This is a genomic window from Aureisphaera sp., from assembly GCF_059726885.1.
Map to the genome: position 1 here is coordinate 2947557 of NZ_AP041051.1, position 19502 is coordinate 2967058.

Below are 19502 nucleotides of genomic sequence, written 5' to 3' on the forward strand. Positions count from 1 at the left end.
ATGTCATTAATTAAATTAAACAAAAGAAGATTTCCGTGGTTAGCGGAAGGACTTTCCCCTTGGTTTGATACCGATGATTTTTTTGCTGACGATTTTTTTATCAAAGGGAAAAACGTACCGGCAATGAATGTTAAGGAAAACAGTGATAGTTTCGACGTAGAGCTTGCTGTGCCCGGGTTTTCCAAAGAGGACATTCAAATTACCATGGAAGACAACCTACTGCATGTATGTGCAGAAACGAAGAAAGAGGAAACCGAGGAGGGGGAAGAAGGATATACACGTAAGGAATTCAGTTACAAAGAATTCGACCGAAAATTGAGACTTCCTAGTTCGGTAAACCAAGACAAACAGGTTGATGCTACCTATAAAGACGGAATCCTAAAGTTGCATCTACTTAAGAACGAAGGAGAGGAAACACCCCCTAAAAAAGTAATAGAGATAAACTAATCTCAAAGAAAAGGCGGTCAAGACATGAGGAGAACTTACCGCCTTTTTTAAGCCCTTCTGTTATGAAAAAAATAAAACAAACTTATCGATTTGTAGAATGGAGCAGCCCTGCCGAACTCCATGAAGCCACTATGGACTGGAAATCTGAATTGCAGTTCATAAAAGTGGAGCAGTTATTCCTTAATCAGCTTATTGGCAATCATATCCTAGAACTAACATCTGAAGATATATTGAAAGAAGCACAGGGTCTAATAGGCGAACTACTGCGTGAAGAGAGAGAAGTTAATGAGTTAACGAAAAAAGTAAATACCCATAGCAATCAGTTAGAAATTCTTGTAGATGGTGTCAATCAGATTCAAGAAGAAAAACGATTCAAGGAAGCGCATTACTTCTTAAAAATGGAAGTAATAACCTATTTCACGAACTATAAAGAAACCAAACGCAAGATTTTTCAGTTGATTCAGGGCCTCATGAAAAAGAAAAAGCGCAAACAAATCACTCAATAAAATACATCATCAATCAAATAACCTAAAATCCTATAACATGAAACATCTAACATTCACCATTTTAATATCCCTCTTATTTTTTGGTTGTTCATCTAGTAAACTGGTCAACGAATGGAAAAGTCCAGAAGCAGTCAATTTCGAAGCAAATAAAGTATTGGTCATTGGTTTAGCCAAGGACAAAGATCTACGTATGGAGTTTGAAAAACAATTGGCAATCCAGTTGGAAAAGGAAAACGTCATTGCCGTGAGGAGCATCGATTTTTTTGAAACCTCATTTGCAGATGATCGGAAAACGGAAGAAGAATTGAATTTGATAGAACAACAACTTCTGGAAGCAGGATTTGATGCGATTCTCTTTTCAAAAATTGTGGGATCAGAAGATAAGGTCACCATGATGCAGGCCCTAAGGAATTTCGACAACTCCTTCAATTCATTTCGAGAAGATTATTACCAGGCTCAGGACGCAAGTAACTTTCACAACGAATTTGAAGCGTACACGCTATTTCACGCACAAACGAGCCTATACTGCATTTGTCCGGAGAAGGAACGCGAATTGTTATGGAGCGGCGATATAGATATCGTTGAAGGTAACAACAGGGGTAGGAGCATTAAGGACTATGTGAGAACCTTGGTAAGGTCGTTGGAAGATCGTCAACTCTTAATAGTGAACTTATGAAAGTGCTTGTTTTCAGTACCAAGCAATTTGAGCGACCTTTTTTGGAACGGGCCAATAATGGAGTGCATCAGCTAACCTTTGTGCCCGAGCGCCTTACTTCGGATACTGCGATGAAAGCTTTAGGGCACAAGGCGATCTCTATTTTCTCGGCCGATGATGCCTCGCCCATTGTACTGGAGAAGTTGAAGGATTTCGGGGTGAAATATATTGCATTGCGGTCCGCAGGCCATGATAATATAAATATTCCCATGGCCCGAAAGCTTGGGTTTAAGGTGGCCAATGCACCAGATTATTCCCCTAATGCTATTGCAGAACATGCTGTCGCGTTACTTCAAGCGTTTAATAGAAGGATTGTTGCTTCCCAGATGCAAATAAGAAAGAACAACTTTTCCTTAGATCACTTAGTGGGAATGGATATTCACAACAAGAAAGTGGGCATTATGGGTACTGGGAGGATTGGCAGCGTACTGGCAAGAATTATGCATGGGTTTGGATGTACCCTTTATGCAAATGATACGATTGTCAATGAGTCTTTGCAAGAAGATTATGCAGTGAAATATGTTTCGAAAGAGGCTTTGTGCAAAAGGGTAGATATTCTTTTTGTCTGTCTTCCTTTGACTTCACAAACCTATCACTTACTGAATGAATCCTTCCTGCAGAATTTAGCGCAACGCCCCATTATTGTAAATATCGCTAGGGGTGCAATTGTTAAAACAAAGGACCTGCTACAGGCGCTGGACGAAGGCTGGATTTCTGGCTATGCGACAGATGTATACGAAAAAGAAAGTGGAGTGTTCTTTTACGACCATAGTGATGGTCCATTTATAGAAGATGCCACCTTGTTAAAGCTCATAAATCACCCTAATATATTGCTTACACCTCACCAAGCATTTGCCACTAGGGAAGCATTAAAAAACATTGCCGAAAGGACCATTAATAGTTTCACTTCGTGGGATGAGGGCAAAGTTGCCGCCTGCGAATTGGTTAACACATAAATCTATCTCAAAAATGAACACTTTTTTACAATTATCCATCAGTTTGTTTCAAGACGAATCGCTTCGAGAGGATTACTTTCTCGGTGCTGCTTTAGTGGCCATGGTAGTTATCGCCGTCGTATTTCTTTTTGTGTGGTCCAGGCGAAGACGGTAAGTTATTATGCGTGTAGCACGAGCAATGGAACCCTTGTTCTATAGTTTATTTCAGCGTTTTCAGAACCGAACATAAAACGACTTAAAAAAGACTTACGCTCTACAAACAAGGCATGAAGTTCACAAGGGTGAAGCTGTGTGAAAGTATCTATCCCAATGGCTATGGGAATCCCTTCTAAGGTATAATATTCTTTAATTTTCTGTTCAAAAAAAGTTTCCAAATCTATTCTATTGGCTTCAGCAATATAAGCGTTGGGCACATCTTCTAAATCTAAAATTGAAATAGTGGGTTTCTTTAAGTTGATAATATCCTTTAGGGTTTGCATTCCCTTGGTGAAATATTCTTGGTTATGTGTGGAGAACAAAAGAGTGTTCAGGGGGGAATAGGAATAACCTTCTGGTATGACAAGGACTGGGCAGTTTATTTTTCGGATTACCTTTAGGGTGTTGCTCCCGAATAAAACCTCATTGGCACTTGTGGCCCCATTAGATCCCATTACAATAAGATCGATGTCTTCAGACTTCAATACTTGGTTTATGGAGTCGATCAAATTGTCATAGTCTACGATCAAACTATAGGTATAATCACTTTTTTTATACTTCTGCTCGCATTCATCCACTAATAGTTGAAGGGCTTTTTTGTTATCGCTTAAAATGGTTTCATTTACACTTGCCGTTGCCGGAGCAGAGTAGAAGTCGTCCATGATGAATTCTGAAGGCTTTTGAACATTTAGGAAAATGAAATGGCACGGTTGTCCTTCAAAGAATTGCAGGGTATATTCGATAGCATTTTTAGAATTGTCGGAAAAGTCCGTGGGAAGCAAAACTCTTTTCATGGTATATTGGTTTTGGTCAAATCTAAATCTCAAACAATAGATCAACAATGACGAGTGTCAGGTTTACAACAATATACGGTTTTTCGGGTTATCATTTTGCATATGTCGGTTGGTGATGATCGGCCATAGCATCTATGATTTAGTACGAAAACGAGTATTTGAAGGATATAAAGATTGAATTGAAAAAGTTTCCTTTTGGAAGTAACATTCTACAATGGTAGGGAGTCTAATGTATAAATGAATAATTGCAATAGGGAGGTGATTTTTGTTCTTTAACGGACAATCGAAAAAATTTCAACACCTTTCTTTTTAAGTTTCAAATTAATATCTATATTGGGCTAAAGCTAACTGATTAATACCACATGGACGAAAAAGTAAAGTACGAAATGGAGTTTCCAATTCAAGTCTCTCCATCCCTTCTATATCAATATATTTCAACCCCTTCAGGAATGAGCGAATGGTATGCGGATAATGTGAACTCACGCGGTGAATTCTTTACCTTCATTTGGGAAGGTAGCGAAGAGCGCGCCAAGCTTTTGGGAAAGAAAAGTGGAGAACGGATTAAATTTCGTTGGGAAGATGACAATGATACCGATTATTATTTCGAATTAAGGATTCAGGTTGATGATATTACAAAGGATGTCTCTTTAATGGTTACGGATTTTGCAGAGGAAGATGAGATTGAAGAAGGCAAAATGCTTTGGGACAATATGGTTTCTAACCTAAAACATATACTGGGTTCTACCTAATGGAACCTCAGAATGAATTATCTTTGCGCCGTCTTACCTTAAAGACGGTTTTTTTATGCTCAATTTTAACGGTACCATTACTTCAGAAGATTCGTTGATCATGCCCTATGCCAACAGAGGGCTCCATTATGGGGATGCGGTTTTTGAAACCATAAAAGTGTCTGCAGGGAAAGTTTTGTTTTGGGAAGATCATTATTTCCGCCTCATGGCCTCCATGAGGATCATGCGAATGGAAATCCCCATGAATTTTACCTTAGAGTTTTTGGAAGGGGAAATTCTGAATACAATAGCCAAAGTTCCCGAAACACATAATGCCTATCGTGTGAAGCTTATTGTGTGGCGTGGTTGGGGAGGAAAATATACGCCTTCCTCTAAAGAAGTAGATTACCTTATTGGGATGGAGCCCTTGGAACATCCTTTCTATATGCTTTCGGATACCGCTTATGAAGTAGAATTGTTCAAGGATCATTATGTAAATGCAGGATTGTTATCCACACTTAAGACGAACAATCGTGCGGTAAATACCTTGGGTAGTATATTTGCTCAGGAAAACGGATATGAAAACTGTTTGTTGTTAAATGATAAAAAACAAGTGGTTGAAGCAATGAACGGTAATTTGTTTTTGGTGAAAGGCTACAAAATAAAGACACCACCCCTTTCGGATGGTTGTTTAAATGGCATATTGCGAAAACAACTCATAACCATCCTTGGTCAGTTACCTGATTATATATTGGAAGAAACCTCCATTTCGCCTTTCGAACTTCAAAAAGCCGATGAAATGTTTATTACCAATACCATTGTTGGAATACAATCCATCACCAAATACAGGAAAAAGGAATATGGTAATTCGGTTGCAAAGGATTTGTTAGGAAAATTAAATACGAAAGCCCGTTTGGGTTAGTTGAGGTTGGGATTTTCCGGGGCATTGGACCATATTAAATAATCACCCCCAAATTCGATCATTTTTTCTTTCCAGAAGTTCTCACAACAACCACCAATAATGTCATTTTTGGCCTTGTTTGGGGTGACAACCCAGCTATTAACCTCTAATTCCTCTTCTAATTGCTCGCTGGACCAACCAGAATATCCCAAGAAAAACTGAATCTGATCTTCTTTTAATTCATCATTTTGAAGCATACCAAGGATGGTGTTAAAATCACCTCCCCAATAAATACCATTGGCAATTTCAATACTATTTGGGATCAATTCGGGAACACGATGAATGAAATATAGATTGTCCTGTTCTACAGGGCCGCCATTGTAAACCTTTAATCCTGAGTCTATTTCGGGTAAGAAGTCCCTTAAACAATACTCCAAGGGTTTGTTGAGGATGAATCCGACGGAACCATTCTCATTGTGCTCAGCAAGCAGAACCACGGATCTATTAAAAGACACATCACCGATGATGGAGGGTTCGGCCACGAGTAAAACTCCCTTGGTTGGTTTAAGGCCAATCATTTTATAAGGTTTGGTCAATTAAAGCTAAGTAATAATTTAGTAATATCCAATTGTTTTGTTCTTTCTTCATTTTTGGGTATTAAAAAACCCCACCGTATTGGTGGGGCTTGGAATTATATAAACTATAATTTGATTAGTTTACACTACTCGATAAATCTGCACCTGCTTTAAATTTTACAACGTTCTTAGCAGCGATTTTAATAGTTTTTCCAGTTTGTGGGTTTCTTCCTTCTCTAGCAGCTCTTTTAGACACTGACCAAGATCCGAATCCAACTAAAGATACTCTGTTTCCTTTTTTAAGCGATCCTTCAACATTTCCTAAGAAAGACTCCAACGCTTTTTTTGCAGCTGCTTTAGTGATTCCGGCTTCTTCTGCCATTCCGTCGATTAAATCTGATTTGTTCATAGTTTACTTTTTAAAAATTAATTGTTGGTTAAACTTTTTAATAATTGCCTTACAAATTTAATCGGATTATCCATCCACGCAAGTAATGACGGGCTAAATCGCCGTTTTTGTTGATAACTTGAAAGCTTTGTTAATAAAGATGGGTGTTTTTGGTTATATTTTCATGAAATCAGTAATAACAGGGCTTCACGAGAAATATGCATCCTCTTCTATTTGAAATCCATTTAATAGGTCACCAATGGCCATTTTGCGTTTTCCCGGAATTTGCATTTCCAAGATATGAAGGTAACCACCTTGAGTCGCCACTTTCATATTTCTTTTTTCCGAAATGATTTCCCCCAATTTATGGGAATGGGATGCAATTTCCATATCACAGGAGTAAATCTTAACCTTCAATTCTGCGTCTCCATTTATAAGTACGGTCCACGCAGAAGGATAAGGGGAAAGGCCCCTAATAAAGGAATCTATTTTCTCTATTGGAAGTCGCCAGTCTATCTGTGTGTTTTCGGTGGTAAGCTTTGGAGCCTCCTTGTATTCCAAATTCTTGTTTTGTGGCAGGGGGGTAACTTGGTCTTTGGTAATCATTTCTAATGTACTAACCACCAAAGAGCTTCCAGCCACCATTAACTTATCGTGTAAACTTCCCGCGGTTTCCCTGGAAGCAATGGGAACTTCGTCTGAAGCAATGATCGCACCCGTATCTATTTTCTCATCAATAAAGAAAGTGGTAACACCGGTTTTACTTTCTCCATTTATGACAGCCCAGTTTATAGGTGCAGCACCCCTGTATTCAGGTAGGAGGGAGGCATGTAGATTGAAAGTACCGAGCTCGGGCATGGCCCACACCAATTTTGGGAGCATTCTGAAGGCAACAACGACTTGAAGATTGGCATTTAGGCTTTTTAGTTCCTCCAAAAACTCCGGTGCTTTTAAGTTGGTCGGCTGTAAGACAGTTAGGTTTTGGGCAATTGCATATTCCTTAACAGCAGATTGCCTTAATTTACGTCCCCTTCCGGCGGGCCTGTCTGGCGCAGTAATAACACCGACTACCTTATAATCGCTTTCAATAATCCTTTGTAAAACACCCACGGCAAAATCTGGGGTGCCCATGAATACTATTCGGAGTGTTTTCAAATACGACGGGTTTAAATTCTTCTTACTTTGTGAAATATTGGTTTACGGCATTCAAATGCACCTTTTTAGCATCCAATAGGGCATGAAGAGCCTCCAATATGTCATTTTCTGCAAAATTAAGGTTTTTAATAAGGCTCCGGGAATCGTGGGGGTTTTCTTTTAGCAATTCCAAAATACTCTTGGATATACTTTCCAATCCGCCTCCCGATGATGCATGGGTACTTTTACAGACCGAACAGGTACCACAAGGTTCATTTAAACTTTCCCCAAAATACGCTGTCATTTGCAATTGACGGCACTTCGAATCGTTTTCTATATACTGTAATACCGAAGCCAATTGAGCTGCCTTTCGGCCTTTCTGTGCTTCTATTTCCCTTTTTAGGGGATTCAAGGTTTTATCGTCTTCCCTGGGTGCCAAAAAGGTAATGGAGGCATCGGTTTCAAATAACTCGAGTTCTAACAGCTCCTTATTGGCCATTTCCTTTAAAACAGAAATCACCTTTTGCTTGGGCATGGAAAGCTTTGCGGCTACTTGATTTATACGCAATGGAGTAGGGGTGTTGAACACCCCTCCATACATTCGCAATATGGTTTTCCCCACAATAGAGAAGGATACATTGCTTTCGAATTCCTTGAGCAATTGTTCCGATGATACCAAGAACTTAAGAATGGACTTTCGACCAAATTCTTTTTGCAACCTCAAAACGCCCAATCTATCCAGTAGATTCATGCCATTGTATACAGTGGTTGCATGTAGCTGGTACGTTTGACAGAATGATCCAAAATTAAATTCATGGGTAGTAAAACTACCTTCACCGTAAGGAATCTGGAAATAATTATTCAACTTACGGTATAAGGACTTAATGTCATTGAAGGTGGGTTGGGAATCAACGAACTGTCGTTTTGCCAATTCTTTGTCATCATTGGTATATAATAAAATAGCTTCAGCAGGGTTGCCATCCCTTCCGGCCCTTCCGGCTTCCTGGAAGTAACTTTCTAAGCTTTCGGGCAATTGCACATGAATTACATAGCGAACGCTACCGTGATCTATGCCCATGCCAAAGGCATTTGTGGCTACCATGGTGGAGACATTGCCTTTTTTCCAAGAATCGAGGCGTTTGGATTTATCCTCCGTAGAAAGACCGCCATGGAAAAAGGTGCTGGAAATTCCCAAATGCTGCAATCTAATTGCCATCTTTTCGCACAAAGACCTACTTCTTACGTAGACTATGGCAGACGTATCCAACCCTTGCAATAGTTGCTGTAAACGGTATTCTTTATCCGGCTCAAGAGATACGTTATAGGTTAAGTTTTTGCGTACAAAGGAACTTCTAAAAATCCTAGGGGTCTTTAGTTCTAATTGTTGAATGGTGTCCTCTAGTACGTTTTTGGTAGCGGTGGCCGTTAGTGCTACATAGGGTACATTTGGGTGAAGGCCCCGAATAACTTTTACATTATGATAAGATGGTCTGAAATCGTTTCCCCATTGCGAAATACAATGTGCTTCATCTACTGCAACCGAATTAACCGGCATTCTCTGAATGGCATTTTGAACAACCTCTTGTTGCAAACGCTCCGGGGAGAGATAAAGAAATTTATAATTCCCGTAGCAGGCATTGTCCAATAAGGTGTTGAGTTCGGAAAAAGGAATGCCTCCAGGGATTTGAAGTGCTTTTATTCCTTTTTCATTTAAGCTACGTACTTGATCGGCCATTAGGGCAACCAAAGGTGAAATCACAATGCATATCCCTTCCATCATAAGGGAAGGAACCTGGAAACAGAGCGATTTGCCTCCACTGGTAGGCAACAAAGCCACGGTATCCTGCCCGTTCAAAATACTTTCGATAATGGGTGCTTGCAGCGGGCGAAAGGATTCGTATCGCCAATACTTGCGTAATATGTCTATGGGTTCGTTCAAAGTTAGTCTGAAAGTTCAGAAAGGATGAAAGCAATCCTATTTTCTACCGTATCCTTTGGTACAATTATAGGAGTATGGCCAAAAGATGTGTAACATTCCTTAAGGTGATCGTAGAGCTTAATGGCCTCTTCAAAGTCTTCGAAACGGCCTTCATCTACGCCGAAAATTTCTTTCCAAGGTGGTAATATGAATATGGTGTCATACGGAATGTTCTCGCAAGTGCTGGTAAAATGATCATCGTATTCTTGATCAAAGAAATCCATATAGGCCAGTACATCTCCAACACCTCGATCAAAAAAGACAAGTTCGTTCTCTGAGCTAAGGGAAGATTCGTATTGTTGCTGTCTGCCACGTAACAATCTTTTGTTGAAAGCGAGCGCATCGTCTGCAAACACAATGGGGTTGGATTGCAGATCCTGTCCCGATTTATTTTCCACTTCCTCTTTCGTGAATTCGCGAATTATTTCGGGATAACATTCGTAACCCAATGCCTCCAAACTTTCAATCAGTGCTGTTTTACCAGTTGCTGGCCCGCCGGTAATTACAATTCTTTTTGTTTTCAATCGTAACATATGTCTATAAGCTGCAAATATCGTAACAATTTATTGATACTTAAAAGCGTATCTTTGCATTCGTTTTTTACGCCTATTGACTATGAAAAGTAACGAAAAATCAGCAGAGTTTTACGATCGTTTGCGCGAACAGCTTCAGGGGGATACCGAATGGCCTTCTCCATATATGTTTAAGTTCATTGTTCAGGCGCTCAATGAGAAGATTGCTGAGATCGAAGCCGTTTTCGACGGAACGGATGCAGACATTACCACTAGGGATTCCTCAAAGGGAACCTATACCAGTGTATCCATAAAAGTGACCATGGAATCGCCAGATGCGGTGATAGAAAAATATTTGGAAGTTTCTAGGGTAGAAGGTGTCATTTCCTTATAATTTTAGTATTTTGCAATCGTTATACTTCAACGAGAGTTACTTCCATAAACATATTTCATTTTGATTGATAATATAGAATACAATACGGAACGTCCGCATTTAATTATTCCAGAATACGGTCGTCACATTCAGAAAATGGTAGACCATGCCATTGCCCTAGAGGATAAAGAAGCCCGAAACAAATGTGTAAAAAGCATTATTTCCGTAATGGGTAACCTGAATCCTCACTTACGCGATGTGCCCGATTTTCAGCATAAACTTTGGGATCAATTATTCATTATATCCGATTTTAAATTGGATGTGGATTCACCATACCCAAAGCCTTCCCGTGAGGAGTTGGCAGAACGCCCGGAACCTTTGGACTACCCTCAGAACCATCCGAAATACCGTTTTTACGGTAATAATATTAAGAGGATGATAGATGTGGCCAATAGCTGGGAAGCTGGAGAGTTAAAGGATGCATTGGTATTAACCATTGCCAATCATATGAAAAAATGCTTTCTAAACTGGAATAAGGACACGGTTGATGATGGGGTTATTTTTCAGCATTTGTTGGAACTGTCCGATGGCAAAATTGATCTGCGAAATAGCAATGAGGATCTTTCCGATTCGTTGCAACTGTTAAAGAATAAAAAACGCTTCAACAAACAAAGCAACAATAACAACAAAGGGAAAAACAAGAATAGAGGCCGTAAACGCTACTAATCCTAATCTGCGCTACATAATATATGGGAACTTTTCAAATCGAAGGTGGGCATTCGCTTAAAGGTGAAATCCATCCACAGGGGGCAAAGAACGAAGCCCTTCAAATTCTCTGTGCTGTCCTATTAACACCCGAAGAGGTTGTTATTGAAAACATACCCGATATTCGGGATGTAAACAAACTAATTACGATCCTAGGGAACCTAGGTGTGAAAATCCAAAAATTAGGAAAAGGGAAATACGCCTTTAAGAGTGATGATATCAACTTAAAGTACCTCGAATCTGAACTGTTTAAACAAGAAGGGAGTTCCTTACGGGGCTCTATCATGATTGTTGGGCCACTTTTGGCTCGTTTCGGTAAAGGATACATCCCAAGGCCTGGAGGCGATAAGATTGGCCGTAGAAGGCTGGATACACACTTCGAGGGATTCATAAATTTAGGAGCTACATTTAGATATAATAAAGAAGAACGTTTCTATGGTGTGGATGCACCTAACGGATTAACGGGAACCTATATGCTGTTGGATCAGGCCTCGGTTACGGGAACTGCAAACATAGTAATGGCGGCCGTTTTGGCGAAAGGTACTACTACCATATATAATGCGGCTTGTGAACCTTACCTTCAGCAATTATGTAAGATGTTGAATTCTATGGGAGCCAAGATTTCCGGTGTTGGTTCTAATATGCTTATCATTGAAGGGGTTGATGGCCTTGGTGGTTGTCACCATCGTGTATTGCCTGATATGATAGAAATTGGAAGTTGGATAGGATTGGCTGCCATGACCCAAAGTGAAATCACCATAAAAAATGTTAGCTGGGAAAATCTTGGGCTCATTCCAGATACCTTTAGAAAGCTAGGGATTAAGCTAGAAAAGAAAGGGGATGATATCTATATTCCTGCCCAGAAAAGCTATGAAATACAAGGTTATATAGATGGATCTACATTAACAGTGGCAGATGCGCCTTGGCCTGGATTTACCCCCGACCTTTTAAGCATTGTTTTGGTAGTCTGCACCCAAGCCAAAGGGAATGTACTCATTCATCAAAAGATGTTCGAAAGCCGTTTGTTCTTCGTGGACAAATTGATAGATATGGGCGCCCGTATTATTTTATGCGATCCGCACAGGGCAACTGTAATGGGACACAATTTCGAATCCCAACTAAAGGCAACCACCATGGTATCACCAGATATACGTGCTGGTATTTCACTTCTTATTGCTGCACTTTCTGCCAAGGGAACCAGTACTATTCATAATATTGAGCAGATTGATCGTGGTTATGAAAATATCGATGAACGTTTGCGCGCAATTGGAGCCAAGATTACGAGAATAGACTAACTAGTAAAGAAAATAGGAAATAAAAAAGGCGCTTATTGCGCCTTTTTGTTTTTATTGATTTCGTCCTGCAGCTTTCTCCGCAATTGTTGTTCGCGTTCCAATGCCCTTTGGCGGTGGCCTTCAAACTCAGACTCAATTTCCGAAAGTCTAACATTTGCCTCCTTGGTAATGGCATTACTATTTCTGAATCGGTAGAAAAGGAGTAGGGCTATTAGCACCAAAACACCGATAATGGACCACATGGTGGTTTTATAGGTAGATTTTTTAATAAGGGAACCAAATAGTTGAATACCATCTTCCTTGCTTTTAGAAGTGGTCAACTCGCTCTGTAAGTTGGCTAGGTTTTGGGTAAGGGTATTAATTTCACCTTCTTGTTGCGTAATGGTAGTCTTTGCCTCTTCAAGATTTTTCTCGACAAGGGCTATACTGTCCTGAACACTTTTTCTAAGGTTATTTAGCTTGAATATTTTAACGACCTTATAATCTTCGTAACGATTGGATTTGTCGATTACATCAGTAAATTGGTCCTCGAGGGTGTTTTGGGCTTCTTGCGCAACGGCCGGAATCAAACAGCAGCACAATGCAATACTAAAAATTAGGGTATAGATTTTCATAGTGTAAGGGTGGTTTGTTATGACAAAAGTAACCACAAAAAGGGAGAAAAATTGTGCGCCATTAAAGTAACTTCTGTTAAATGTTACTTAACGGTTTCCAATTCACCAATACGCTGATAACTCAGTGCTCCCGAAGGACATTTGTGAATCTGTTGAATAATTTTTTCAGAAGGCGCACCTTCCAGGTCAATCCATGGTATCACAGAGGTTCTAAAAACTTCGGCAAGACCTGCACAACAAGTGCCAGCATGGATGCATTTTTTCGGTTCGTAGGTTACCTTTATTTCACGGTTGCTAAAGGTGTTTTCTTCGCTGCTCATGGTGATAAAAGATTAGGGGCTATTAAATATTTATCGTGAAAACATCGATAAATATATATAAATAATCGATAAAATGCATATTTAAGGAATAATCTTACAAATTAATTAAGTGCTGCCTTATAGGTTGAAAGACAGCGTTCCCGGGCCAATTTATGATCCACTATGCGGGATGGGTAAGAAGCTGTGTTGTATTCTTCAATCCATGTCTTAATGTATACGTGTCCTTTATCAAATTTTTCAACCTGTGTTATAGGATTGAATATCCTAAAATACGGAGCAGCGTCTACACCACTACCGGCTGCCCATTGCCAATTTCCAACATTACTGGCCATTTCATAATCCAGAAGTTTTAAAGCGAAGTAGGCTTCACCCCAGCGCCAATCTATAAGTAAATGTTTGCATAAGAAACTGGCCACTAACATTCGCACCCTATTATGCATATACCCCGTGGTGTTGAGTTCCCGCATGCCTGCATCTACAAGTAGGTAACCGGTTTTGCCTTGCTTCCATTTCTCAAAATCCGATTCGTTATTGCTCCAGTCTATACGGTCATAGGCAGGTTTAAATGCCTTGTGTACCGTGTGTGGAAAATGCCATAGGATTTGCATAAAGAATTCGCGCCAGATTAATTCCTGCCAAAAGATTTCATTTTCCTCTTTAATGGCTTTGGCAACGATATGCCGAATGCTTACGGTTCCAAAACGCAAATGGGGACCTAAACGGGACGTTCCATCCACTGCTGGGAAATTCCGCGTTGCCTCATATTGTTGAATGATGGAAGGGGAAGCATCATACTTGGGGACTGCAATGGCAGATTGCCTAAAGCCTATATCTTCGAGGGACAAGAATGGTACGTTCTGGTTTTGAAGCAGGTTTTTAAAATGAGAATGGCAATCGTAATGCTGTAGGGTATAGTCATTCCGAAATTTAAGTTTCCACTTTTTCATGTATGGCGTATAGACCACATAGGGATTACCGTCATCCTTGACGATTTGGTCTTTTTCAAAAATTACCTGATCCTGATAGGTATGAAATCCGATGTCTTTTTCGGCCAGGAACGCTTGAATTTCCTTATCTCTCTTTTCTGAATAGGGTTCGTAATCACGATTTGTAATCACGTGCGCTATCTTGTATTCTTCCACTAGTTGCTGATACACCTCCAAGGGCTTTCCGAAATATACGGCCACACTACTCCCGTGTTCCTTCAATTCTTCATTCATTCGAGACAAAGAATCGTGAATGAAGCTAACCCTTGCGTCGTCCTCCGGAAGGGAATCCAAAATTTCTGAATCGAAAATGAATATCGGTAGTACAGGGTTTTTACCCCGTAATGCCTTATGAAAGCCTACATTATCATCTAGTCTTAAATCCCTTCGGAACCAAAAAATGTTAACTGCCTGCATGGTTAGGTCATCTCTCCAAAGAGTTCGACGAGTTTGTTTTTACGGTACTCAAAGATTTCATTTAATTTGGGTTTTACCAAAAGCGGATGCATGAGTCTTCCCAAAAAGCCGAAAGGGATTTTATAATCAACAATATCTTCCATTTCGACACCTCCGTCTATTTCCTTTATAAAATGCTTGTGGTGCCATAAGGAGTAAGGGCCAAAACGCTGCTCATCTACAAAATAATTTCCATCATTAACATGTGTAATTTCGGTAACCCATTTGGTTTTAATACCAAGAACCGGTGTAACAATGTACTGAATGATCTGTCCGGCATACATAGGACGATCCGAACCTGAAAGAATTTCGAACCCCATATAATCTGGGGTTATGGTTTTCAGGTTTTTAGGATCTGAAAGAAAATCCCATGCTTCCTTAGTGGAAATGGGTAGATTTTGTTTAGAATGAAGCGTATATATTTTCAAATCGTATAATTTGGAAGTAAAAATACGATTTGTTTAATATTTAATACAGAAAGTTAAACAAAAATTAACAAACTACTTTTTAAGTGTGGTTACGCGTTTGTTCATTTGGAACAATCGGTATAGTTCTTCACTGATTCCAGTTTTCTTTCTCTTTCTAAATTTGAAGATATGTTTTAAGTAACGTAACATTGCCTTTTTTTGTAAATATACGAAGGAAATTTCTTCAAATCAAGCTGTAAACACTGGATTTACAGATATTTAACAATTATCGTCACAACAGTTATCATCTTTGACCAATTTGCAACTGATCACCGCCAAAATCGCACCGATTATCGGAGAAGTAAGATAAATCCAAACATGCTGTAAGTGACCACTTACCAAAGCTGGGGCTAAAGATCGGGCTGGATTCATGGAAGCTCCCGTTATTGGACCGGCAAAAAGAGCTTCTAAAAGCACGATGCCTCCAATAGCAATTCCTGCAATGACCCCTATCTCTTTAGAGCCTGTAGATACATTAATTATGACCAGCATTAGGAAGAAGGTTAGCAGCACTTCAAAGAGAAAAACACGAAGAACATCTATTTGAGGGACCGTACTTCCCAAAAGTTCATTATCGGGGAAAAAGAAGAGCAATAAACCACTGGCTGCTAGGGCTCCTAGGATCTGTGAAATACAGTATGCGGGAACTTCTTTCCAAGGGAATTTTTTAGCATACGCAAAAGCAATGGTTACTGCTGGATTTATATGGGCACCACTAATATCCCCAAAGGCATAGATCATACCCATTACGATAAGCCCAAAGGTTATGGCAATACCCAAATGGCCGACTGTTCCGCCGGTAAATTCATTGATTACAATGGCACCGGTACCACAGAAAACCAGGGCAAATGTGCCGATGGCTTCAGCTATATATTTTTTCGATTTCACATTGCAAAAGTAAGATTCTCTATGAAATCTATTTTATGCTTTTGTTAACTATTAAGATCATGTCATATTGTACCTTCGTGAAAAATCAAAATAACCATTAATAACACTACAATGAAAAAATTAGTCCTTTTCGTATGTGCTGGCTTATTGGCCTTTGGAGCCACGGCACAAGTTAAGACCCCAGCACCAAGTACTAGCCAAAAAATTGAGCAGCAAGTTGGTTTGACAGATGTTACTTTGGAATACTCTAGACCTTCCATGAAAGGAAGAACCATTTTTGGTGGATTGGTACCTCACGGAAAACTTTGGAGAACCGGAGCTAATAAGAACACAGCCATTACATTTAGTGATGATGTAATGATTGGTGGTAAGGATGTAAAAGCAGGTACGTATGCGATATTTACAAAACCCAATGCAAAGAGCTGGGAAGTTATTTTCTACAGTGATGCCAGTAATTGGGGAACCCCACAAAAATGGGACGATACCAAGGTAGCTGCAAAGGTTGAAGCGCAGGTATACCAATTGCCTGTGAGTATCGAGACATTTACTATGAGTTTCGATGATATAAAAAATGATACTGCCAATTTAGGTATCATGTGGGAGAACTCCTATGTAGGTGTTCCAATTAGTTTTCATACAGACAAGGCAGTTACTGCGAGTATTGAGAGCGTAATGAATGGTCCTTCAGATAGGGATTACTACCAAGCAGCAGTTTACTACCTTGAAGCTGGGAAAGACATCAACAAGGCTAAAACCTGGATCGAGAAAGCGATCGAAATGCGTGAAAAGCCAGCATTTTGGTACCACAGACAGCAATCGTTAATTTATGCTAAGGCAGGAGATAAAAATGCCGCTATCAAAGCAGCAAAGAAATCCTTGGCATTGGCTAAAGAAGCTGGGAACGAAGATTATGTAGCCCTTAATTCCAAATCATTAGATGTTTGGGAAGGAAGAAAGGTTTCAGATAAATAAGGTATAGTTACCTTAATCAAAAAACGCCCTTCCTGTGAAGGGCGTTTTTTATTTTAGAAAGGATTTCAATTCGTTTCGGTATTGTGAAGGGCTTTTACCCGTGTATTCCTTGAATTTCTTATTAAAGTGGGAAAAATTATTGAAGCCACATTCATAACAGATCAATGTGATACTTAACTGCCCTTCAGAAAGTAATTTACAAGCATGTACCAAGCGGTATTCGTTAACGAATTGCGTAAAGGTCTTTCCTGTTTTGTTCTTAAAGTAGCGGCTAAATGCCTGTTCGCTCATATTAACAAGATCTGCGACCTCTCCCAATGGAATAGGTCTGGTAAACTCATTACGAACTACATTATATATAAGATCGAGTCGCTGTGTGTCCTGGGGCTTCGATTCTATCGCTATGTTTTCTATGTTCAGTAACGTATAATGCTCTGTCAAGGCCATTTCCTTCAACAATTGAATGAACGCAATCATTCTGTCGAAAGGATTCAATGCAAGTAATGCTTCCATTTTTTCACCTAAAACGTCCTTCACTTGCGAATGAAATACGATCCCTTGTTGACTTCTTTGAAATAGTTGTTGGATATCGCTCATTTCGGGTACTTCCATAAAGGCTTTGCCCAGAAAATCTTCCCTAAGGTGAATCACAACCTCGCTTTCATTCCCCGTAAGTCTATTGGTAAATCCGAAGTGCGGTAGGTTGGATCCTATAAAAATGAGGTCTCCATCATTGTAATATGAGATATGGTTGCCAATATGGCGTTTCCCATTTCCCCCTTTCACGTATACGATTTCCATTTCAGGGTGAAAATGCCATTTTGGTGCAAAATCATTGCACTCCTCTTTATAATCATGAATCTTGATGGAACTTCCGTATTCCGCCGAGATCGATTCGAATATGGGACTTTTTAGGGCTTTCATATATGCAAAATTACCACCCAATAGGATAGCTAACTGATTCAAAATTAACCAAAATATGTGGTATTTTAACAATTAGGGGTATTCTAATACCAATACGTGTTAAAATAGAACATATAGTAGCCTATGAAGTGGATGTAGGGACGCAGTCTTGGTCGCATCTTTGCACTGTAACATTAAAACACTTACGTTATGAAAACTTTAAAAAGAATTTTTGTTGCTATTGCATTCATGAGCACTATGGCTACCTATGCCAACGACACCAAGGTTATTTATGGAGAGGATGCGACTATCACTATTGTTGAAGAAAACAAGACAGTTCAAATCTCGATCCTAAATACTCAAAACACGTCCTTTACCTTATCTATTTATAGTGATACGGGCGATTTGGTTTTCGAAGAAACATTAGGGAATGACATTAGCTTAGGAAAGGTATTCGATTTTGAGGATGCCGCGCAAGGTAATTACAAATTCAAGTTTGTATCCAGTAATGGAAATACACACTTGTACAATGTTAGAACGGGTTCTAAGTTCTAATTCAAACGTTGCTATTGTTGATTAAGGACGGCTTATGCCGTTTTTTTTTTATAAACCTAGAGTAGTAATTGACTAAAGTCCTCATTCTTTTATCTATTTTAATAGCTTAAACATAAAGCAATGGGGAATTTAAGGGTTACATATGTACTGCTTTTCATGGTTATTTTTAGCGTTGGCTGTTCTAGTGAGGACAAGAATTCAGTAGAAGAGACAATAGAGCTAGAGCCTAGTGCACTTGAGAGCGCGCATGTTTTACAGTTCTTTGAAGATCCTGTAGAATGGATACTTGAATTTGAGGAAGATGGCAAGCCAATATCCGGACCCAATTATGAATTTAGCTATGATGCCCAAAACAGAATGACCGAGAAAAAGATCGTTATTTTGGAAGGGGGTTGGGATTTTTCGCAAACATGGAGGTATGGCTATCAAAATGGACTTCTAAGTAATCTGGATAACACTTCTATTTTAAGTAGCGATGGTATTGGTTGGGTGTATGGAGAAATGGTTTTTAACGGACGAATTGTCGAACGCAGGGTTTTTGATAATACCCAAATAATTCGCTATACTTTTATTGATAAAAGTTTAGGGCTACTAGAAAGATTCGAATATATCGATTTAGGCCAAAGTACGGAACCCTACCATTATTTTGAATTTGAGTACAGCGATGAGTTCCTTCTGCTGCAATGTAAAGAATATAGGACCAATGATGTGGGTGATGCTACTTTGCATAATGTTTTTGAGATATCCTATGATGATAAAATAAATCCTTACTACAACGCTTTCAAGGATTACAATCCTCTTATTTATGGTTTCTTTCAATTAAGACAAGACCGTAATTCCTTATATCCTCTAGAACCTTTTTTACGAAGCAATATGCCCAATAACGTGGTTTCTATTTTAAGGACCAATCAAATTAGCGGGAATACCTACCAATGGGATTACCAGTTTACATATAATGATGAAAATTTGCCATTGACCAAAACACGAATTATAGACGACCAAACCACTTGGGATGAGGAAGAATATAATTACTATGAAATCCCATAATGTATATGAGCAAAAACAGGTAGACCGACCTC

24 protein-coding genes are annotated in these 19502 nt (G+C 39.4%); 12 read left to right on the forward strand and 12 right to left on the reverse strand.

What is annotated here, in order from left to right:
• The 4 genes from AC6JAD_RS13090 (at position 1) to AC6JAD_RS13105 (ending at position 2624) form a co-directional block, all read left to right on the forward strand.
• The gene (locus AC6JAD_RS13090) at positions 1-447 is read left to right on the forward strand and encodes an Hsp20/alpha crystallin family protein (protein WP_461303653.1); all 447 of its coding nucleotides are present in this window, start codon (positions 1-3) and stop codon (positions 445-447) included.
• 62 nt (positions 448-509) lie between these two features.
• A complete protein-coding gene (locus AC6JAD_RS13095; protein WP_461303654.1) occupies positions 510-953 on the forward strand; it encodes a hypothetical protein in 444 nt (147 codons plus the stop codon).
• Between the two features lie 37 nt (positions 954-990).
• Complete coding sequence (locus AC6JAD_RS13100; RefSeq protein ID WP_461303655.1) at positions 991-1629, forward strand: hypothetical protein; 639 nt, start codon at positions 991-993, stop codon at positions 1627-1629.
• Entirely contained in the window at positions 1626-2624 is a 999-nt protein-coding gene (locus tag AC6JAD_RS13105; RefSeq protein ID WP_461303656.1) for an NAD(P)-dependent oxidoreductase, read from the forward strand. The genes AC6JAD_RS13100 and AC6JAD_RS13105 overlap by 4 nt, the downstream gene beginning before the upstream one ends.
• 158 nt (positions 2625-2782) lie before the next feature.
• On the opposite strand, the gene AC6JAD_RS13110 is transcribed toward AC6JAD_RS13105, so the two are convergent.
• Positions 2783-3613 carry a universal stress protein gene (locus tag AC6JAD_RS13110; RefSeq protein ID WP_461303657.1) on the reverse strand — a complete coding sequence of 277 codons (831 nt, stop codon included), beginning with the start codon at positions 3611-3613 and terminating at the stop codon, positions 2783-2785.
• Positions 3614-3975: 362 nt separating this feature from the next.
• Here AC6JAD_RS13110 and AC6JAD_RS13115 point away from each other — a divergent pair, with 362 nt between their 5' ends.
• Positions 3976-4362, forward strand: a complete 387-nt coding sequence (locus tag AC6JAD_RS13115; protein ID WP_461303658.1) for an START-like domain-containing protein — start codon at positions 3976-3978, stop codon at positions 4360-4362.
• 55 nt (positions 4363-4417) lie between these two features.
• Positions 4418-5263, forward strand: coding sequence for an aminotransferase class IV (locus tag AC6JAD_RS13120; RefSeq protein WP_461303659.1), 846 nt, complete (start codon positions 4418-4420; stop codon positions 5261-5263).
• Here AC6JAD_RS13120 and AC6JAD_RS13125 read toward each other — a convergent pair.
• From AC6JAD_RS13125 to AC6JAD_RS13145, 5 genes are all read right to left on the reverse strand, one after another.
• Positions 5260-5820 (reverse strand): YqgE/AlgH family protein, encoded by a 561-nt coding sequence (locus AC6JAD_RS13125; protein WP_461303660.1) that lies wholly within the window; start codon positions 5818-5820, stop codon positions 5260-5262. The two genes, AC6JAD_RS13120 and AC6JAD_RS13125, sit on opposite strands and share 4 nt — an antisense overlap.
• Positions 5821-5953: 133 nt before the next feature.
• Positions 5954-6226, reverse strand: a complete 273-nt coding sequence (locus tag AC6JAD_RS13130) for an HU family DNA-binding protein (RefSeq protein WP_461303661.1) — start codon at positions 6224-6226, stop codon at positions 5954-5956.
• 186 nt (positions 6227-6412) lie between these two features.
• Positions 6413-7360, reverse strand: a complete 948-nt coding sequence (fmt, locus tag AC6JAD_RS13135; RefSeq protein WP_461303662.1) for a methionyl-tRNA formyltransferase — start codon at positions 7358-7360, stop codon at positions 6413-6415.
• A 22-nt stretch (positions 7361-7382) separates the two neighbouring features.
• Positions 7383-9278 (reverse strand): RecQ family ATP-dependent DNA helicase, encoded by a 1896-nt coding sequence (locus tag AC6JAD_RS13140; protein ID WP_461303663.1) that lies wholly within the window; start codon positions 9276-9278, stop codon positions 7383-7385.
• A 2-nt stretch (positions 9279-9280) separates the two neighbouring features.
• Entirely contained in the window at positions 9281-9841 is a 561-nt protein-coding gene (locus AC6JAD_RS13145; RefSeq protein ID WP_461303664.1) for an AAA family ATPase, read from the reverse strand.
• 91 nt (positions 9842-9932) lie between these two features.
• Between AC6JAD_RS13145 and AC6JAD_RS13150 the strand changes: the two genes are divergently transcribed.
• From AC6JAD_RS13150 to murA, 3 genes are read left to right on the forward strand one after another with little or no spacing between them, the layout of a single operon-like run.
• Positions 9933-10223 carry a DUF493 family protein gene (locus AC6JAD_RS13150; RefSeq protein ID WP_461303665.1) on the forward strand — a complete coding sequence of 97 codons (291 nt, stop codon included), beginning with the start codon at positions 9933-9935 and terminating at the stop codon, positions 10221-10223.
• Positions 10224-10283: 60 nt separating this feature from the next.
• Positions 10284-10928: a DUF4290 domain-containing protein gene (locus AC6JAD_RS13155; protein ID WP_461303666.1), complete on the forward strand. Its 645-nt coding sequence runs from the start codon at positions 10284-10286 to the stop codon at positions 10926-10928.
• Positions 10929-10951: 23 nt separating this feature from the next.
• The gene (murA, locus tag AC6JAD_RS13160; protein WP_461303667.1) at positions 10952-12262 is read left to right on the forward strand and encodes a UDP-N-acetylglucosamine 1-carboxyvinyltransferase; all 1311 of its coding nucleotides are present in this window, start codon (positions 10952-10954) and stop codon (positions 12260-12262) included.
• A 32-nt stretch (positions 12263-12294) separates the two neighbouring features.
• On the opposite strand, the gene AC6JAD_RS13165 is transcribed toward murA, so the two are convergent.
• From AC6JAD_RS13165 to AC6JAD_RS13185, 5 genes are all read right to left on the reverse strand, one after another.
• Positions 12295-12876 carry a tRNA (guanine-N1)-methyltransferase gene (locus tag AC6JAD_RS13165; RefSeq protein ID WP_461303668.1) on the reverse strand — a complete coding sequence of 194 codons (582 nt, stop codon included), beginning with the start codon at positions 12874-12876 and terminating at the stop codon, positions 12295-12297.
• A gap of 83 nt (positions 12877-12959) precedes the next feature.
• Positions 12960-13196 (reverse strand): (4Fe-4S)-binding protein, encoded by a 237-nt coding sequence (locus AC6JAD_RS13170; protein ID WP_461303669.1) that lies wholly within the window; start codon positions 13194-13196, stop codon positions 12960-12962.
• Positions 13197-13297: 101 nt separating this feature from the next.
• Positions 13298-14599, reverse strand: a complete 1302-nt coding sequence (locus tag AC6JAD_RS13175) for a cryptochrome/photolyase family protein (protein ID WP_461303670.1) — start codon at positions 14597-14599, stop codon at positions 13298-13300.
• A 2-nt stretch (positions 14600-14601) separates the two neighbouring features.
• Positions 14602-15066, reverse strand: a complete 465-nt coding sequence (locus tag AC6JAD_RS13180) for an SRPBCC family protein (RefSeq protein ID WP_461303671.1) — start codon at positions 15064-15066, stop codon at positions 14602-14604.
• Between the two features lie 258 nt (positions 15067-15324).
• Positions 15325-15993, reverse strand: a complete 669-nt coding sequence (locus AC6JAD_RS13185) for an MIP/aquaporin family protein (RefSeq protein WP_461303672.1) — start codon at positions 15991-15993, stop codon at positions 15325-15327.
• A 111-nt stretch (positions 15994-16104) separates the two neighbouring features.
• On the opposite strand from AC6JAD_RS13185, the gene AC6JAD_RS13190 reads away from it, so the two are divergent.
• On the forward strand, positions 16105-16965 hold the full coding sequence (locus AC6JAD_RS13190) for a DUF2911 domain-containing protein (RefSeq protein ID WP_461303673.1): 861 nt from the start codon (positions 16105-16107) through the stop codon (positions 16963-16965).
• A 48-nt stretch (positions 16966-17013) separates the two neighbouring features.
• Here the strand turns inward: AC6JAD_RS13190 and AC6JAD_RS13195 are convergent, their stop codons facing one another.
• On the reverse strand, positions 17014-17889 hold the full coding sequence (locus tag AC6JAD_RS13195) for a helix-turn-helix domain-containing protein (RefSeq protein WP_461303674.1): 876 nt from the start codon (positions 17887-17889) through the stop codon (positions 17014-17016).
• 189 nt (positions 17890-18078) lie between these two features.
• Here AC6JAD_RS13195 and AC6JAD_RS13200 point away from each other — a divergent pair, with 189 nt between their 5' ends.
• Positions 18079-18423: a hypothetical protein gene (locus AC6JAD_RS13200; RefSeq protein WP_461303675.1), complete on the forward strand. Its 345-nt coding sequence runs from the start codon at positions 18079-18081 to the stop codon at positions 18421-18423.
• A 120-nt stretch (positions 18424-18543) separates the two neighbouring features.
• The gene (locus AC6JAD_RS13205; protein ID WP_461303676.1) at positions 18544-19470 is read left to right on the forward strand and encodes a hypothetical protein; all 927 of its coding nucleotides are present in this window, start codon (positions 18544-18546) and stop codon (positions 19468-19470) included.
• Positions 19471-19502 lie beyond the last annotated feature (32 nt).

What these genes read in the sequence shown, in the direction of transcription:
- AC6JAD_RS13165 (WP_461303668.1), bottom strand. Translation starts at nt 12,876, where the DNA reads ATGAAAATCTATACCCTAATTTTTAGTATTGCATTGTGCTGCTGTTTG.
- AC6JAD_RS13205 (WP_461303676.1), top strand. Translation starts at nt 18,544, where the DNA reads ATGGGGAATTTAAGGGTTACATATGTACTGCTTTTCATGGTTATTTTT.
- AC6JAD_RS13195 (WP_461303674.1), bottom strand. Translation starts at nt 17,889, where the DNA reads ATGAAAGCCCTAAAAAGTCCCATATTCGAATCGATCTCGGCGGAATAC.
- AC6JAD_RS13190 (WP_461303673.1), top strand. Translation starts at nt 16,105, where the DNA reads ATGAAAAAATTAGTCCTTTTCGTATGTGCTGGCTTATTGGCCTTTGGA.
- AC6JAD_RS13115 (WP_461303658.1), top strand. Translation starts at nt 3,976, where the DNA reads ATGGACGAAAAAGTAAAGTACGAAATGGAGTTTCCAATTCAAGTCTCT.
- AC6JAD_RS13175 (WP_461303670.1), bottom strand. Translation starts at nt 14,599, where the DNA reads ATGCAGGCAGTTAACATTTTTTGGTTCCGAAGGGATTTAAGACTAGAT.
- AC6JAD_RS13090 (WP_461303653.1), top strand. Translation starts at nt 1, where the DNA reads ATGTCATTAATTAAATTAAACAAAAGAAGATTTCCGTGGTTAGCGGAA.
- AC6JAD_RS13095 (WP_461303654.1), top strand. Translation starts at nt 510, where the DNA reads ATGAAAAAAATAAAACAAACTTATCGATTTGTAGAATGGAGCAGCCCT.
- AC6JAD_RS13120 (WP_461303659.1), top strand. Translation starts at nt 4,418, where the DNA reads ATGCTCAATTTTAACGGTACCATTACTTCAGAAGATTCGTTGATCATG.
- AC6JAD_RS13100 (WP_461303655.1), top strand. Translation starts at nt 991, where the DNA reads ATGAAACATCTAACATTCACCATTTTAATATCCCTCTTATTTTTTGGT.
- AC6JAD_RS13125 (WP_461303660.1), bottom strand. Translation starts at nt 5,820, where the DNA reads ATGATTGGCCTTAAACCAACCAAGGGAGTTTTACTCGTGGCCGAACCC.
- AC6JAD_RS13150 (WP_461303665.1), top strand. Translation starts at nt 9,933, where the DNA reads ATGAAAAGTAACGAAAAATCAGCAGAGTTTTACGATCGTTTGCGCGAA.
- AC6JAD_RS13170 (WP_461303669.1), bottom strand. Translation starts at nt 13,196, where the DNA reads ATGAGCAGCGAAGAAAACACCTTTAGCAACCGTGAAATAAAGGTAACC.
- AC6JAD_RS13130 (WP_461303661.1), bottom strand. Translation starts at nt 6,226, where the DNA reads ATGAACAAATCAGATTTAATCGACGGAATGGCAGAAGAAGCCGGAATC.
- AC6JAD_RS13200 (WP_461303675.1), top strand. Translation starts at nt 18,079, where the DNA reads ATGAAAACTTTAAAAAGAATTTTTGTTGCTATTGCATTCATGAGCACT.
- AC6JAD_RS13110 (WP_461303657.1), bottom strand. Translation starts at nt 3,613, where the DNA reads ATGAAAAGAGTTTTGCTTCCCACGGACTTTTCCGACAATTCTAAAAAT.
- murA (WP_461303667.1), top strand. Translation starts at nt 10,952, where the DNA reads ATGGGAACTTTTCAAATCGAAGGTGGGCATTCGCTTAAAGGTGAAATC.
- AC6JAD_RS13105 (WP_461303656.1), top strand. Translation starts at nt 1,626, where the DNA reads ATGAAAGTGCTTGTTTTCAGTACCAAGCAATTTGAGCGACCTTTTTTG.